Annotated in this window: 14 protein-coding genes and 1 pseudogene; 8 read left to right on the top strand and 7 right to left on the bottom strand. The window is 56.0% G+C overall.

Features of this window, described 5'->3' with window-relative positions; all coding sequences use genetic code 11:
- Positions 1-207 precede the first annotated feature (207 nt).
- Positions 208-735, top strand: coding sequence for a hypothetical protein (locus tag R8G34_22075; GenBank protein ID MDW3225545.1), 528 nt, complete (start codon positions 208-210; stop codon positions 733-735).
- 1,114 nt (positions 736-1,849) lie between these two features.
- Here R8G34_22075 and R8G34_22070 read toward each other — a convergent pair.
- Positions 1,850-2,782: an IS5 family transposase gene (locus R8G34_22070; GenBank protein MDW3225544.1), complete on the bottom strand. Its 933-nt coding sequence runs from the start codon at positions 2,780-2,782 to the stop codon at positions 1,850-1,852.
- Positions 2,783-2,803: 21 nt separating this feature from the next.
- On the opposite strand from R8G34_22070, the pseudogene R8G34_22065 reads away from it, so the two are divergent.
- A pseudogene (locus tag R8G34_22065) lies at positions 2,804-3,791 on the top strand (IS110 family transposase).
- Positions 3,792-4,618: 827 nt separating this feature from the next.
- Here R8G34_22065 and R8G34_22060 read toward each other — a convergent pair.
- Positions 4,619-4,903: a DUF2312 domain-containing protein gene (locus R8G34_22060; GenBank protein ID MDW3225543.1), complete on the bottom strand. Its 285-nt coding sequence runs from the start codon at positions 4,901-4,903 to the stop codon at positions 4,619-4,621.
- A gap of 1,205 nt (positions 4,904-6,108) precedes the next feature.
- On the opposite strand from R8G34_22060, the gene R8G34_22055 reads away from it, so the two are divergent.
- The 6 genes from R8G34_22055 to R8G34_22030 all read left to right on the top strand — a co-directional run bounded on the left by R8G34_22055 (position 6,109) and on the right by R8G34_22030 (position 8,594).
- Positions 6,109-6,351: a hypothetical protein gene (locus tag R8G34_22055; GenBank protein ID MDW3225542.1), complete on the top strand. Its 243-nt coding sequence runs from the start codon at positions 6,109-6,111 to the stop codon at positions 6,349-6,351.
- 62 nt (positions 6,352-6,413) lie between these two features.
- Positions 6,414-7,277, top strand: a complete 864-nt coding sequence (locus R8G34_22050; protein ID MDW3225541.1) for an MBL fold metallo-hydrolase — start codon at positions 6,414-6,416, stop codon at positions 7,275-7,277.
- Positions 7,278-7,543: 266 nt separating this feature from the next.
- Entirely contained in the window at positions 7,544-7,714 is a 171-nt protein-coding gene (locus R8G34_22045; protein ID MDW3225540.1) for a hypothetical protein, read from the top strand.
- Between the two features lie 13 nt (positions 7,715-7,727).
- Positions 7,728-7,832, top strand: a complete 105-nt coding sequence (locus tag R8G34_22040; GenBank protein MDW3225539.1) for a hypothetical protein — start codon at positions 7,728-7,730, stop codon at positions 7,830-7,832.
- A gap of 119 nt (positions 7,833-7,951) precedes the next feature.
- On the top strand, positions 7,952-8,149 hold the full coding sequence (locus R8G34_22035; GenBank protein ID MDW3225538.1) for a DUF6691 family protein: 198 nt from the start codon (positions 7,952-7,954) through the stop codon (positions 8,147-8,149).
- 10 nt (positions 8,150-8,159) lie between these two features.
- On the top strand, positions 8,160-8,594 hold the full coding sequence (locus R8G34_22030; GenBank protein ID MDW3225537.1) for a TIGR01244 family sulfur transferase: 435 nt from the start codon (positions 8,160-8,162) through the stop codon (positions 8,592-8,594).
- A gap of 5 nt (positions 8,595-8,599) precedes the next feature.
- On the opposite strand, the gene R8G34_22025 is transcribed toward R8G34_22030, so the two are convergent.
- The 5 genes from R8G34_22025 to R8G34_22005 all read right to left on the bottom strand — a co-directional run bounded on the left by R8G34_22025 (position 8,600) and on the right by R8G34_22005 (position 14,727).
- Positions 8,600-9,826 carry a FliM/FliN family flagellar motor C-terminal domain-containing protein gene (locus R8G34_22025; protein MDW3225536.1) on the bottom strand — a complete coding sequence of 409 codons (1,227 nt, stop codon included), beginning with the start codon at positions 9,824-9,826 and terminating at the stop codon, positions 8,600-8,602.
- 123 nt (positions 9,827-9,949) lie between these two features.
- Complete coding sequence (locus R8G34_22020) at positions 9,950-12,643, bottom strand: sensor histidine kinase (GenBank protein ID MDW3225535.1); 2,694 nt, start codon at positions 12,641-12,643, stop codon at positions 9,950-9,952.
- On the bottom strand, positions 12,643-12,921 hold the full coding sequence (locus R8G34_22015; GenBank protein ID MDW3225534.1) for a hypothetical protein: 279 nt from the start codon (positions 12,919-12,921) through the stop codon (positions 12,643-12,645). The genes R8G34_22020 and R8G34_22015 overlap by 1 nt, the downstream gene beginning before the upstream one ends.
- A gap of 3 nt (positions 12,922-12,924) precedes the next feature.
- Positions 12,925-13,308 (bottom strand): response regulator, encoded by a 384-nt coding sequence (locus tag R8G34_22010; protein MDW3225533.1) that lies wholly within the window; start codon positions 13,306-13,308, stop codon positions 12,925-12,927.
- Positions 13,309-13,437: 129 nt separating this feature from the next.
- A complete protein-coding gene (locus R8G34_22005; GenBank protein ID MDW3225532.1) occupies positions 13,438-14,727 on the bottom strand; it encodes a short-chain fatty acyl-CoA regulator family protein in 1,290 nt (429 codons plus the stop codon).
- Positions 14,728-14,867: the final 140 nt, after the last annotated feature.

The raw sequence follows: 14,867 nt of genomic DNA, 5'->3' as shown, positions 1-14,867 counted from the left end.
TACAGAACGCATCAGGTCACAAAAATTACAGAATTGTTTATATCGGAGTCCTTTCGGAGCACTTAACGCATCCCGTGGTGACAACCATTTTCAAAGCTCAAACTTTAGTTGAACTTGATGCAGACTTCCGTCTTTGGGCGCTTTGCCCCGGCGTTTGTTTAGCGGAGCCTTGGACGTAGGGGTTTGGGGTTTTGGAGAGGGTCAAATGTGGAAACGGGTCTTCACCTGCAACGTGCGCGTGCTGGGTGGCTGCTGTCTGAACATCCGGGCGCGTGTGACAGCCAGTCTGCTGTGATCAAACCGATTGCCCTGAAGGGTGTTTGTCGGCCGGATATGCTGTCGGCGTGGGGTCGGCGGGCTGAAACGGACAGCGGACAGCGAGATGGTATGAGGGCCGCTGAGGGGGATCGGATCGGGGCGTTTAAGCGCGAGAACCGCCAGTTCCGGCAGGCCAGTGAGGTCCTGAACAAGGGAACACCAATGGCCCAAGTGCCTGTGGCAAAGGCATATTTTGCTCCCGCTCTCATCACCGCAGGCGGGGACTGCCGCGCCGCGCGGCAGAGCGCGACCGTCGGTTTCGGAAAGGATCGACTTTATCAAAGAACATCGAGAGCTCTGTGGGGTCGGGCCGGTCTGCCGGGCAATGGACATAGCCGGAGTTCGCCCGGCGGCGCGTGTGAACCGGCCATTCCGGGCGGTTACGGCGATGCAAATCGCCCCACGGGGAACCGGTGAGCGTCACCTATGTCCCGACCTCGCAGGCGGGCGCCCGCGTCGCCGTTGTGCGGGATACCTTCGCCAACAAGATCGTCAGTTGCCGCGCATCAGGACCGCAACACTCGCGCGTCCTGGAGACGCTCTACGAACGAGGGCCTGATCCTTCCCGGCGACCCTTCAAGCCAATATATCGATCAAACAGGGCGCAGGATGCGCGGATGCCCGGTTGCACCCCGGCCTCGGCACCGTCGGGGACGCTGCCCGGCTTCCTCACGGCAGACGGCACGCACGGACCTCACCCCATCGCAGTGCAGGGCAAGCCTTGAAAGGGGCCTGATTCAACACCTGTCGCCGACCTGACCCCATCGCACAGATGAAACCGGCTGAGGCGGCATCCCCTGCAAAAACAAACGCTCTCGATAACGCCGCGGAAAAAGAGACAAACCTCCGGTAGTGCGACAAATGCGGGGCGGTTCAATCCAGCCGGTTTCGCCGACCTTCTAACTCCAATTTCAAAAGATGCGCCACGGCGAGGGATATGCTCGAGGACTAGTATTCCCACCCACTGGCACTTTGATTTGGAGCACACACGAAAACTCCCTGGAAACCTTTTGCTCATAAAGCAAACAGCCCGCCAAAAACTGTGATCGGTTTCTTCAAACGCACAGATTTGTTGCAGGGTTAAACGACCACATGCCGGTCATACGTCGGGCAAATTATGTAACCGTCGCCTATTGGTAAAACAATCTTTCTGCTGGCCAATGAGACCCATCTTTCTGAAATCCCATCGCGCTGAGTTTGAAGTGGTCAATGCAGGCAATCCTAAAAGCCGATGTTGTCAGTCCAAGAAATAACTTGATCGCTGCAATCAAAGAAAACTCAGTAATTTCGACGCGACTGGCGAAGGTCGCTCTAAGTGGGTAGAAGTTTGTCTGCCAAATTCTCGTGCCAGGTTGCTATCTGTTTTGGCGGCACCCTGCTCAACTATTTGAAATCTGCGGCTGAGCTATATCGTCTCGTGTGTCACCGCTGCCACCAAGCGTTTTGAACGCTTCGAACATTTTTTTCAGGTTTTCGGGGCTTTGTTGCACAAACCGGATGCTGGACGTTCTTCGCCTTGCCCCAGACGGATTTAGCCTACTGGCTCAGTCACGGCTATGCCTATAGCGGTGTAGCGGTTGACGACGGCGATGCGGACCTGGATCTCTGCGACCTGCCTATCGAAGTCCCTCGCCATCAACGATTGGCCGAGTAGTTTCATACAGTGCATTTTGGTTTCGACGCGACTTCGGCGGTGATATCCGCTCCAGCGTTGCCAAAGGGTCCGGCCCAAATATCGTTGTGCATTGACCGCATCGTTACGCGCAATTGCTCCGTCACTCGTCGGCTTCCAGGGCTTGGCATTCTTGCGCGGCGGGATCACCGCACGGGCATCTCGCGCCGCAATCGCCTCATGGCATTTGCGAGTGTCATATGCCCCGTCTGCGGTAACACTGGCGATGTCCTGCTTGGATGGGATTCGGTTCAGAAGTTCTGGTAGCATGGGTGCGTCACCAACGTTGCTGCCAGTGACTTCGGCGGCCCGTAATTCCAGCGTTTCGTCGTCGATGCCTATGTGTATCTTACGCCAGATGCAGAGCTTGGAGCCTCCGTGCTTGCGCGCATTCCACTCGCCTTCACCTTCCACCTTAATCCACGTACTGTCGATGAGGAGGTTCAGTGGGCCCTTGGAACCACGATACGGCAGGCTCACGTTCAGTTTCTTCTGGCGTCGACTTAAAGTGCTGAAATCTGGCGCAACCCAATCCAACCCGGCCAGTCGCAGCAAGCTCTGGACGAACCCCGTTGTCTGGCGAAGCGGTATGCCAAACAGGACCTTCAACGTCAGACAAGTCTGAATGGCGGCATCACTGAATTGCTGTTGCCGACCGCGCTTACCGCTTGGCGGTGGCGTCCAAATCATCTCGGGGTCGAACCAGATCGATAACGAGCCGCGCCGTTTCAAACTGTCATTGTAAGACGACCAGTTCTTGGTCTTGTATTTCGCAGATGCCCAGCTGCTCATGCCCGTGAGCTATCACGCGGGATTCATACAGTGAAACCCATCAGCCGATTTGTGCAACAAAGCCCGTTCCGTGTTCAAGAAGCGGGTTCGACGCGAGGGATTGCTTGCCGAGCTGGCAGATATACCCCCCTGCAAGATTGGTATCGAAGCCTGTACTGGCGCGTTCTGGTGGCAGCGCCAATTTGAAGCTCTGGATCACACGGTCAAGGTGATCGCACCGCAGTATGTTAAACCATTCCTCAAGCACCAGAAGAATGACCGCAACGACGCGGAAGCCATTTGCACCGCACTCTTGCAACCGAACGTGAAGTTCGTCCCACCCAAAAACGAAGAGCAACAGGACATTCAGGCTCTGCACCGGGCGCGTCGGCGTCTTGTGAACCACCGCATGGCCTTGGCCTGCCAGATGCGGGGCCTCTTACTCGACAGGGGTGTCACGATCCCATTGACCTTGAGCCGAGCACGGCAGCGGATCCCGGAGATCCTTGAAGATCATTCGAACGGGCTGACGGAGATGACCCGCGAGATTATCGCTGATCTATTCGAGTTTATGTTGCAACTTGATATGCGGATCAAAGTTTTCGACCGTCGTATCGATCAGGTTTTTCGCGCAAACCCACATTGCCAACGTATCGCGCAAATTTGTGGCGTTGGTTCGAAGACAGCTACAGCAGTCGTTGCTGCTGTCGGTGATGGAAAAGAGTTCAAGAACGGTCGCCATATGGCCGCATGGATGGGGTTGGTACCACGCCAGCATTCCAGCGGCGACAAACACCTCCTGATGGGGATAAGCAAACGGGGCGACAAGCATCTCCGGACGCTGTTGATCCACGGAGCCAGGTCGGTAGCCCGCGTTTCACAGGGCAGAACAGACGCATTCAGCAAATGGGTCAACGCGATCCGGGAGCGCCGAGGCATGAATCGTGCCATCGTCGCTGTTGCCAACAAGAACGCGCACATCATCTGGGCGATGCTGCACAGAAACGAAGAGTTCCGCGCTCAAGCCTGAGCAAAGAAGAGGATTGCAAGACGACCAAGGACATGAACCGACCGGCAAACTCCGGTGTGTGAGGAACCTGGCTTTTACAATGGCCCTATGAGGCCGACCACTTGTTGAGGCTTACCACGCGGAATTCCCATTTGGGCGCGCCATCCTACCGGCGACGCCGGATAGATGTTTGCAACCAGGCAACGCCGTCAGATCAGGACCGAAAAAACCTTGCAACCGGAGAGACATCCATAGATGTAGAAGATGCCCTGCGATAGCCCCTCACCCCTCTCATCGACACGGCGTTTCGACTGCCGGCAGTGGGACGGCACAGCTCCCGCGCCTTACGCCAGCCTCGTATTCCTTGATCATTCCAATGATCTGTTCTTCGCTAGATCTGAGTTTCATAGTCGATCCTCTCTTGAGACGGATCTCGTGGCCTGATTTCAGGGGGCAGGTCAACTAGGTAGTCATTTGTAACAGATCAAGTCGTCAAAAAAGCGGTAAAACCTTCTGTTTTTAAATAATTTGTGGCCGCTCTGGTTTCAATCATTGCCGCACGAACAGCTTTGCAACGATTTTGACGAACAACGTGATCGCGGTAGATCGCCGGGCGGCATCTGAAACGAGAAACCCACGGGGCACCTCGCATGTACGGGCCCCACGATGAGCGAGTATTGAAGTTCTGAACCAATTGGTGGTGCGGGTCCAATAAACTCATTTGTTTCGCCACAAAAATCTACCAAAATCTGGACCCGATGCAGGCGAAACTAGTTCTAAAATGTCTCGGCGTGCGTGCTCGATGGATATTTCAATCCTTCCACAAAACCGCACTGGCTCTGGTGTTGCTACATTCCCAGTGCTTCTTTGTACATTTCCAGAACAGCTTCTTCTTCGGCGATGTCATCCGCGTCCCGTTTGCGCAAAGCAATTACCTTACGCATGACCTTGGTGTCATATCCACGGGCTTTCGCTTCTGCCATGACCTCTTTCTGCTGTTCGGCAAGGTCTTTCTTTTCCGCGTCCAGACGTTCAATCCGCTCGACAAACTGACGCAATTCATTGGCCGTGACACGATAGGTTGCATCACCCTGCGCTTCGATTACGGCAGGATCAGTCGCGGTATCACTCATGGGAAGCTCCTAAAATCAGTGATTTCAATCGCCCTTGCCTAGCGGTCTGAACCCAACGCTGCAAGCCGCTTTCATGCCCAAACTGATTCCACATGGATTTCTGCGCAAAACTTGCCCGAACGCGCTTCATGGTCCAATCCGCACCAATATCGTCTACAACACATCAGCGGTTTTGCGCGTAGGCGACCTTGGGCAATATGGAGACGTGTCTAGCCTATCGCAAACCGATGAAATTTCACCTTTTGCTTTGAATTTTTCGCGCGGCTCTCGCCCACAGTCGCCCGTTCCGCTTCGGGAAATCCGAGATGTATCGATTTGACTGACTCAACACCGCAAAAGTTTGTTCTTCTGCATCGCACAAGACCCCTCCGGTCCACTTCCACCTGCCAGCGCCCGGAAAACTCCCACGCGTGCGCAGCTTGCGACGCTGACATCGGCAAAACATTTGTTCTGCGAAACGGCATCGACTTCTTTTGTCGATTGTCTTGACCTTAGAACGTTACGCATCAGGCCATGATTTTGCATCTGACAGTATGTCGTTGGAGCGGTTTTTGTGACATGCCGAGGACGTCATTGTACGCGGGTAAGGTTAATCGGACCAAGCCGGGACAACAGCAACCCCCGTCTTGCTTATGGGATTGATTACCGGGGCAATGAGCCCGATATTGGATTCTTTTCGGAAACGCGGCACGCCACATTTTCTGAATGTCATGCGGACCCACAGCACCTTGTGGCGGCGGCGAGTACGGATCGAAGCCCGCGCATTTCTTATGGTCCCCGGTGTCAGCCCTGCTTGTCGTATCATCCGGCCGGACAGAACGCGTCAATATGGCTTAAAACGAAATCCCGTCGCAATGGGCACACGGCTTGACCGGTTTTGGCGGACATAACAACACCGACCTGGACGCATCCAAGCAAGCCGTCTTGATACGGATGTCTGCTGGTTTTCGACACAGCCGCAAGTAGTAATTTTATCAGCGCGAGGCTCGAAAGTCGCCGCACGCTGCCTTTGCCCGGACGCGCACGGCTGGTGGGTGACAGTGCCCGCAAACAGTTGCCAAACGCTGACGGACCGTTGGCCGCAGTTTATGTCTCGATACCCGTTCGATATACCGACAACGGGCGCTGTTTTCGAGAAATCCTCGCCACTTTGGACCTTGAGCATCTGACTTGCGCTCAAGCGATCTATTGGTTAGCTCAACCAAATGGAAAACGCGGAAAAACCATTCATTTTTGAACTCCTGATTTGGGGCGGAGCCGGGCTTTCCCTGATTGGTCTTCTTGGGTTGATCTGGTGCATCATTTACGTTGCACGCGCCCGCCGTGCCAAGCTATCTGATGAAGAAATGCGTACAAAACTACAAAAAGCGCTTCCGATGAATCTCGCGGCATTGTTTTTGTCTGCCATCGGGCTGATGCTCGTTATTCTTGGCATCTTCCTGACCTGATGGTTTCCCTTGCCTGTCTGCCGCAGAGCGCTCTATAAATTGCGAAATCCGGGAGTTTCACCATGTCACCAGACGTCAAAGCCTTCTTCGATGCGGCCACCAATACCGTCAGCTATGTGGTGCGTGATCCGCAAGGAACGGCCTGTGGCATCGTTGATTCCGTGCTTGATTTTGATCATGCGTCAGGTCGCACCGATACGAAATCAGCCGATGCGATTATTGCCTTCGTTCAATCAGAACGCTTGCAATTACAATGGATTCTGGAGACCCACGTTCACGCCGATCATCTGTCGGCCGCCCCCTACCTTCAGGAAAAACTGGGCGGCAAGATTGGCATTGGCGATCAAATTACCACCGTTCAGGACACCTTTGGCAAAGTTTTTAACGAAGGCACGGCGTTTCAACGGGATGGCAGCCAATTCGATCAGCTCTTTGGCGATGGCGACAGTTTTCACATAGGACAAATGCGCGCGGACGTGATGCACACACCGGGCCATACACCAGCCTGCATGACTTATGTCATCGGGGACGCGGCTTTTGTCGGAGACACCCTTTTCATGCCTGATTTTGGAACCGCGCGATGCGATTTTCCAGGCGGGTCCGCGCATGATCTGTATCGCTCCATCCAGCGCATCCTGAGCCTGCCTGACCCAACCCGTATTTTCGTGGGCCATGACTATAAGGCGCCGGGGCGAGATGAATTTGCATGGGAGACTACTGTCGCCGCTCAGAAGGAACGAAATGTACACATCGGACAGAACTGTGATGCGGAAGAATTTGTGCAAATGCGGCAAGCGCGTGACGCGACACTGGGCATGCCAAAGCTGATACTTCCATCCTTGCAAGTGAATATGCGCGCCGGTCACATGCCTGAGCCTGATGCTCAGGGTGATGTCATGCTGAAACTGCCCATCAACAAGATCTGACAATAGGAAGTGTAATCTACGCGGATTGGATTTGGGGGTTCGCCGAGGGCTGCCTGATTGACTGCGCTGCCGCACTCTATCTTTTGGGCAATGGCTGAAGTATGGGCGCCAGCGGCATCATTGGCGGACTTTTAGATCGATCCGCACGCCATACATGGATGCATCGGCTGGTTTTCCTTGTGGCTTTGGTTTCGGTACCCGGGGGATTACGGGCGCGGCACGCGTGCCGTTGACACGCATTTGAGCGACAATGGCTATTGCTTGCATTGGCTGCTGTCTGCGTCGGCATTGGCACACGCCTTGGCAACGAACGCACATCGGGGCATGGCGTCTTCAGCATCCCACGGCTCAAACCACGCAGGATCGTCGCAAGTATCTTTGACATTGACGCAGGAGCGCTGGCAGTTTTCGCCAGCCGCACGCTGGTAGGATATTAGGACATATGTTTTTTTGTTTTCACTACTGGCAGGTGGACTGTTCGGTGCGGGACTTCATGTTTCCGTCATGACCGATACTCAAAAAGTGATCGGTTTTCTTGACTCTTTCAAAGACTGAAGCCCCACGCGGATGTTTGTGATCGGTGGGGCGACCTTGCCCATGGCCATCGCATGGCGCGTAAGTGAAGACCGCAAGCCACTTGCGGGTGGCTCTTTCCGGCGCGACCTGATCCTGCGATTGCACCAGCGCTCGTTATTAGGGCTGTTCATTTTGGCAGAGGTTGGGGTCTGGTCGGAGTTTGCCCCGGGCCGTCGAATGCATCACTCAGCTATGCTGGACCTGATGGCGTCCTTTTCCTCATGGCGATGCTGGCAGGCATCGTGATGGCTGAAACGCTACGCAAGTGGCTGGACACATCGCGCCGGCTTGCGTAGCGTTTCAGCCATGGATATGCGCCAGATCACCCCCCGCTTTTATGCAGCACCGCAGATTTCAGCAGAGGACATGCCCCAGATTGCAGCGACTGGCATAAAACTTGTCCTGTGCAACAGACCGGACATTGAAATCCCGCCAAGCCATCACAGCGAGGTCTTGGCCGAGGCCGCCAGCGCCGCGGGATTGGAATTTGCCGTACACCCCCTGACGCATCAAACCATGACGCCTGATGTCATCGCAGCGAACGGCGCGGTGATGGAGGCCTGTGATGGGCCTGTCCTGGCCTATTGTGCATCGGGAACGCGGTCCACAATTGCCTGGGCATTATCGGCGGCACAAGACTTGTCCGCAGATCAGATCATTCAGGCCGCACGCGCCGGGGGCTATGATCTGGAAAACCTGCGCGACACTTTTGAGGCGATCAGGTCTGCCAAAACCCGATAGTCTCCTCAGGCGATTTTGAAATCGGGTATATCGCCTAATTCTGGCAAGTCCTCGCCCCCGTCGAGATCGGGAAGCTCCGGCATGTCGGAAAGCTCGGGCAGGTCTGGCAATTCCGGCAAGGCGTCATCATCCGACAATCCCGGTAGATCCGAAAAATCGGGCAATTTCTCATCGCCTTCCAAAGCTGGCAGGTCTGGTAGATCAGGCAGGTCCGGCAGGTCGGAAACCTCTGGCGATTCATGATCAATAGCGCCAATATCCATACCGGGTAGCCCACCCGCTACGTCTTCTGAAACTGCGCTGTTCATCGGTTGGACCGGTGACAATTCCATGTGTCCCAGGTCCTCGGATCCCCCATTTGAACTCTTTGTAGCCGCATTCGGGTCGATGAGTTGAATGGCGCGCTTGCCCTCAAGCTGTCCCATCGCGCCGCGGCTGATCATGCGGCGATCGCGGGTCATAATTTCAACAGTATCGAATGCGTCAGGATTGAGCGAGAGGATGTCTCCCGGCATCAACTTGCCCAGTTCTGAGAGGGGAAGTCTGACGCGATCCAAAACTGCCGTGAGATCGGCATGAATGTTCATGACCGTCTTTTCCAGAGTCCGGGGCGGCTTTTTGATTTCCGGCTCATCGGCCAGGACGAGGCCAGCGCCCTTCTCGAGGACCGGCAAAAAGAGCGTCAAAGCAGACTGATAAGCTCCACCCGCAACATCAATTGTCAGTTTGATGACGTGATATTCTGATTTATCCAGCGCGAGGGACATGAGCCGTTTGTCTTCGACGCGTGCCCCGAATTTGTAAGGACATAGAATATCCCTGTCCGCATCAGTTTCCAGAAGCGCGTGCGCACGCTCAAACATTGCGTCCAAAAGTGGGGCGCAAAGGGCGGCGTCTGTTGATGTCAGCTCGCGCTCGGAGGAGGCGGTTTTTGAGACTGTCCCCATCGTCTGTTGCTGGATCATGGCACCCACGAGTTCAGGTCCGACCATGACGCCGCCGACGATTCCCTGAGGTCCGTCCATCACAACAAGCAACGCGCCCTCTTCTACCTTGTCGCTTATTGCATCACCCTCGCAGCGTTCCTGCGTCGCGCCGATGACTGCAAGCGCCATTTCGAAAACATCATCTGCAATCTTGGCAATGCTCACGCGCAACGCCTTGGGCACGGACATGGCCCGAGCCTGATGTTCTTGTTTGCCTGCCTGCGCTTTGCGCTGCAAAATTGACATTGATGGCCCTTGTCAAATCACCCGAACCGCATTCTTTGCGGGGTCTTCTGGCCGAAGGAATAGACGTCAATCGTTACCATAGCCTTTATGTCGTTTTGATCATGGCCAAAATATTGGACGAAATCACTGCGCCGCCAGAGCGCGCGCGTTTGGCAAAGTCACGCGAAAAGCGGTGCCCCCAGTGCCATCCAGATAGCTGACGTCACCGCCCAGACGGGCCATAATTTCACGGCAAATTGCCAATCCAAGTCCGGCGCCCTTGCCCTCCTCAGCGCCAATCCGGGAAAATTTTTCGAACATGACCTCACGCGATGTTGGCGCAATGCCCCGCCCGTTATCAACAAAGTCAATTGTGATAACGTCGTCCAGTTGACCCACATCGATGCGCAACTCCGGATGATCGGATGCGCAGTATTTTTGCGCGTTTGTGATCAGGTTGATAAACACCTGACTGAGCCGATCAAGATCGGTGTTCAGCGTCACGGTTTCCTGCACGCGCCTGCGTTTGAACGATATGGACCGCGCCTCACTGGCCTGCGCCATGGCAATGGCCTGATCCAGAACGTCAACGAGACTGCCGCTTTGCTGATTGAGCGTTACCTGTCCGTTTTCCAGCACGCTCAGGTCCAGCAGATCGTCCAATAGCCGGGTCAGCCGAATGGCCTCGACGTGGATGATATTGGCGTATTTCCTTTTCTCCATCGGACCCAGACCATCAGTATCGCGCAAGATCTCCGAAAAGGCGCGAATGGAGGTCATCGGCGTGCGCAATTCATGGCTGATCTGACTGAGAAAGGCGTCTTTCTGGTCACTGAGTTGAACAAGTTTCGCGTTGGCGTCCCGCAGTTGCGCCGCCGTCTGGCTCAATTCACGCGATTTGGCTTCGAGCCGGTTGGAATATTCCAGCAATTGTGCAGATTCGTCCGCCACGGCCAACAGATCCTGTACCGAAACAGCGCTCCCGCCAACAATCTGGCTGATCATGGCATGCGCCGTGGCCCCCCCCACAGAACTGCCCAGCTCACGCTCCAGACGTTGCAAGAAATCTGCATTGGGCTCAGGCAGATAGTCGCCACGCCCCTGCGCTTCAGCCTCTGTGCGAAACAGACGCTGTGCTTCGCGCGCGCCCAGGATACGCTGCGCCATGATCATCAGGTCTTCGCTTTCGGCAACCGACGCATGCCAGCCGCGGTTTTGCGCCGAATGATCAAAAACATTCACAAATTGCGCGCCCTGCAACCGCTCCAAAGGACGCGGGAAGGTCATGAGCGATACCAGTACAAAGCTCATGACATTCAACAACAGGCTCCAGAAAATTGCATGGATCGTCGGGTCCAAGCCGGAGATGTCGAAAAGTGCTTGCGGGCGCAGCCACGCCAGCCCCCAAAGACCATTTTCAAATGTGCTGAGGCTCAGCACAGCGCCCGGCCCAAAACTAGGCAACAGCATCGTGAACACCCAAAGCGAAAACCCGACACCCAGACCGACAAATGCGCCTGCCCGCGTGGCACCGCGCCAAACGATCCCGCCCAACATGGCCGGCAGAAACTGCGCCACACCGGCGAAGGAAATCAAACCGATCGCTGCCAGCGCCCCGGATCCGCCAGAGATGCGATAATAAATATACCCAAAACCGATGATCGCCAGAATCGACAGTCGCCGGGACAGGATCACGACATTTCGCACGTCGCCAGATTGCGTCGCGCCACCTTGCTGCACATACAGAAAAATAGGCATGACCACGTGGTTGGACACCATTGTCGAGAGCGCCAGTGTTGCCACGATCACCATTGAAGTCGCTGAGGAAAAACCCCCCAGAAAGCTGAGCATCGCCAGATTTTCACGCCCCTGGCTGAGGGGCAGGCTCAGTACAAAGAAATCCGGGTTGGACCCGGCGGGCAAGAGATCGAGCCCAATGACCGCTATGGGCACGACGAAAAGACTCATCAGCATCAAGTATAGAGGAAACGCCCAACTGGCGATTTGCAGGTGACGCTCGTCATCGTTTTCGACCACCATGACCTGAAACATACGGGGCAGGCAGAGGAATGCTGCGGCGGACACAAAAGTCAGCCCTGCCCAGCGGCTGCCATCCATCTCCCACGTGCCCAAGGAAGAAGCATCAATGCGCGCCAGCGTTTCGGACACACCGCCTGCGATGCCCCAGACCACAAAAACGCCTACCGCCAGCAGCGCAATCAATTTGACCACCGCTTCGACGGCAACGGCGATCACGACACCATGCTGACGCTCGTTGACGTTGAGGTTGCGTGTCCCGAACAGCACCGTGAACAAGGCCAAGCCAATGGCGATCCACAACCCCGCGGCGCGCGCCTCCGCCCCATCGGAAATGCCGACCTCACCGGCGGCCGCAAAAATGGACAAGGAGGCCGTGACAGATTGAAGTTGCAAGGCAATATAAGGCGTTACGCCAATCACAGCCATGATCGTCACGACAATCGCCAGCCCGTTTGATTTGCCATATCGCGAGGAAATCAAATCCGCGATGGAGGTCACCTTGTGACTGCGCCCGATGCGCACAAGGCGGCGCAGGATCCACCACCACCCGATGATCACCAGACTGGGGCCCAGATAAATCGTCAGGTATTCAAGCCCCGAGCGCGCAGCATAGCCCACCGCACCATAAAACGTCCAGGCGGTGCAATAGATCGACAAGGAAAGTGTGTAGACAAGCGGCGAGCGCAACAACCACCCTGCCTTTCCGCGCACGCCCGCGCGTTCCGCGGCAAAGGCCACACAGAACAACAAGAACACATAAGCAAGCGAGACCACGACGAGGACATTCAGGGACGCCATCACAGGGCCTCGGTTTCATCCGTTTCTTCGGGAATTCGGCGAAGTTGTCGCGCCAGCAGATAGGCCGCAGCGATCAGCGCCGCCCAAACACCGAAAACGTATGAGAGGGCACGCGACAAAGGCACCGCTTCGGGGGCGCCAACCTGCGCTGAGGGCCACAACAGCGGCAGCATCCACAAACCGGCACCCAGAATGGCCAGCAACCGCACCGCATCCATGACCCGGCGCTGGCGGTAACCGCTGCGCTCCAAGAACAGAGGGGTGCCCGGTCGCGCCACCTGTCAGGTCCTTTGTCCGTGGACGTAAAGCAAATCGCGCACTGCCGTCAGCACTTCGGTGTTTGAAAAGGGCTTGGTCATGAAACGGCTGACGCCCGCCTTCTCTGCCATCTCGCGGTCTCGGCTTTGCCCGCGCGCGGTCAACATCAATACCGGCAGATCAACGGTTTGATCGTGACCGCGCAATTCATCCAGAATATCAAAACCGCTTTTTCCCGGCAGCATCACATCTAGGACAACCAGATCAGGCTTACGCGCGCGGATCACCTCTGCGGCGTCCGCACCGTTTGAATGCGCGTCCACTTGCCAGCCCTCTCGACTGAGTAAAAACCTGATCGCCTCCACGATGTTCAGCTCATCCTCCACCAGAAGCACGCTTTTGCCCATGCTGGTCTCCTCCCAGATCACCGCCCTGTCAGACCTGCGGCCTGCCTCCCTCAGTACGGTTGTCAAACTATCAATGGTTTTGGACACGCTGTCAAAACCTAACCCCGCGATCTGTGTATCGCCCCTTCGTTAAATCCCAAGGCTGAGAATAGAGGGCTCGCGCCGTCCCGGGCAGGTCTCACGCGGGCAAACGCCACAGGTCGCACCAACTTCCAGAGCATTGCGATCTTCAATTGAGGCGTTGGGCACCACCAGCATGGCCGCCTGCACCAGGGGCGCTTGATTATAGACCGGGTGTCCAACGACTTCGGCAACGGCGTAACACTCAAACCGGGCACGGCCGCGCCCCAACTGCACCAAAGGTGTGTGGATCACCTGCCCCGGCTGGCTCAAAGCCGCATATAGAGGCCAAAGCGCACAGGCGGACCCGAAACGCGGGATGACAAATCCGGTTGTCGGTTTTCGGAATAGAAAGCTGCCCGCCCGGTCGCACACCACAAGACCCGCATCCAATGCAGGGCGCAGAGCCATGCGCCGCAAGACCAGAGATATTGGCGCACCCAGCGCGCGCGCAATGCGGACCGGGTCCGGTCCATGCGTGTCCAATGCGGCATCAAAGGCCGGCTTGGACACGGCGCGCGCATCCTGCACGATCTGCGCCAGGATCCCCCATGCCATGTAACGCGCGCCATTGGATTTCAAACTGGGCGCGGCGTTGAGAATGGCATCCGGATCGGTCAACCCCATCTCCAGCGCGTCAAAAGAATGATCATGCTCGTTCAGAAAGGCTTCGACTTCGTCTTGTGGGCTGGCCGCGGCATCCTCAACGCCCTGACTGGCATCGAGATATTCCACCAGAGACTTTGAGCTTTCCGCAAGCCGGCGACTGTCTTCATTGATATTGGCATGAAACTTATTACGCCATTCCTCGGTCAACTCACCCTCATCTGCCAGAATGGCCGCAGTCGAGCGGATTGCGGCGGCGGTGGTCAGCAGTTCATGCACCGAAGCCGCCAAATGCGGATCATGGGTCAACCGGTCCGAGAGCGTCTCAACCGTGCGTTCCAATGTTGCAATGCGCCTGTGTCCCGTCGCCAGCACCTCCGCCCAGGCCGGAAAACGGCCCGCCAGTTCATCCGCACGTGTGGTTTCGGAAACGGAAAGATTTGCGCTGGTGGCAGCCTCCCGCAGGGTCGCGATCAGGGCGGCCTCCGCGCCCTCCGTCAGCATGGAGGGCTCAACCTTGAGCAGTCGCGCGATGTCGAGAAGCAACTTACCGCCGATTCTGCGGCGATTATGCTCGATTAGGTTGAGATAGGAGGCGGATATTCCCAGACTGCGTGCAAGGTCAGCCTGACGCAATCCCGCGACAGAGCGCCTTTCACGAATTCGGCTGCCGGTTAATCCCTCTCGTGGCATTCAGACCCCTTCGGTAATATCGCGCCTTTTCAACAGCTTTCTGCACTGCAATATCAGTTAATTTACAATTAGCCTAGAGATCTTGTGCATTCGTTTACAAAATAAATGAGCATTTCAAAGCACTTGTTGCGACATTTTCT

This window comes from Paracoccaceae bacterium (assembly GCA_033344815.1).
In the GTDB taxonomy this organism is placed as follows: domain Bacteria; phylum Pseudomonadota; class Alphaproteobacteria; order Rhodobacterales; family Rhodobacteraceae; genus Roseobacter.
This window is presented reverse-complemented; position numbering and strand designations above follow the sequence as displayed.

Excerpts from the sequence above, each read along its gene's own strand:
- R8G34_22070 (MDW3225544.1), bottom strand. The coding sequence starts at position 2,782 with ATGAGCAGCTGGGCATCTGCGAAATACAAGACCAAGAACTGGTCGTCT.
- R8G34_22060 (MDW3225543.1), bottom strand. The coding sequence starts at position 4,903 with ATGAGTGATACCGCGACTGATCCTGCCGTAATCGAAGCGCAGGGTGAT.
- R8G34_22055 (MDW3225542.1), top strand. The coding sequence starts at position 6,109 with ATGGAAAACGCGGAAAAACCATTCATTTTTGAACTCCTGATTTGGGGC.
- R8G34_22050 (MDW3225541.1), top strand. The coding sequence starts at position 6,414 with ATGTCACCAGACGTCAAAGCCTTCTTCGATGCGGCCACCAATACCGTC.
- R8G34_22030 (MDW3225537.1), top strand. The coding sequence starts at position 8,160 with ATGGATATGCGCCAGATCACCCCCCGCTTTTATGCAGCACCGCAGATT.
- R8G34_22025 (MDW3225536.1), bottom strand. The coding sequence starts at position 9,826 with ATGTCAATTTTGCAGCGCAAAGCGCAGGCAGGCAAACAAGAACATCAG.
- R8G34_22020 (MDW3225535.1), bottom strand. The coding sequence starts at position 12,643 with ATGGCGTCCCTGAATGTCCTCGTCGTGGTCTCGCTTGCTTATGTGTTC.
- R8G34_22010 (MDW3225533.1), bottom strand. The coding sequence starts at position 13,308 with ATGGGCAAAAGCGTGCTTCTGGTGGAGGATGAGCTGAACATCGTGGAG.
- R8G34_22005 (MDW3225532.1), bottom strand. The coding sequence starts at position 14,727 with ATGCCACGAGAGGGATTAACCGGCAGCCGAATTCGTGAAAGGCGCTCT.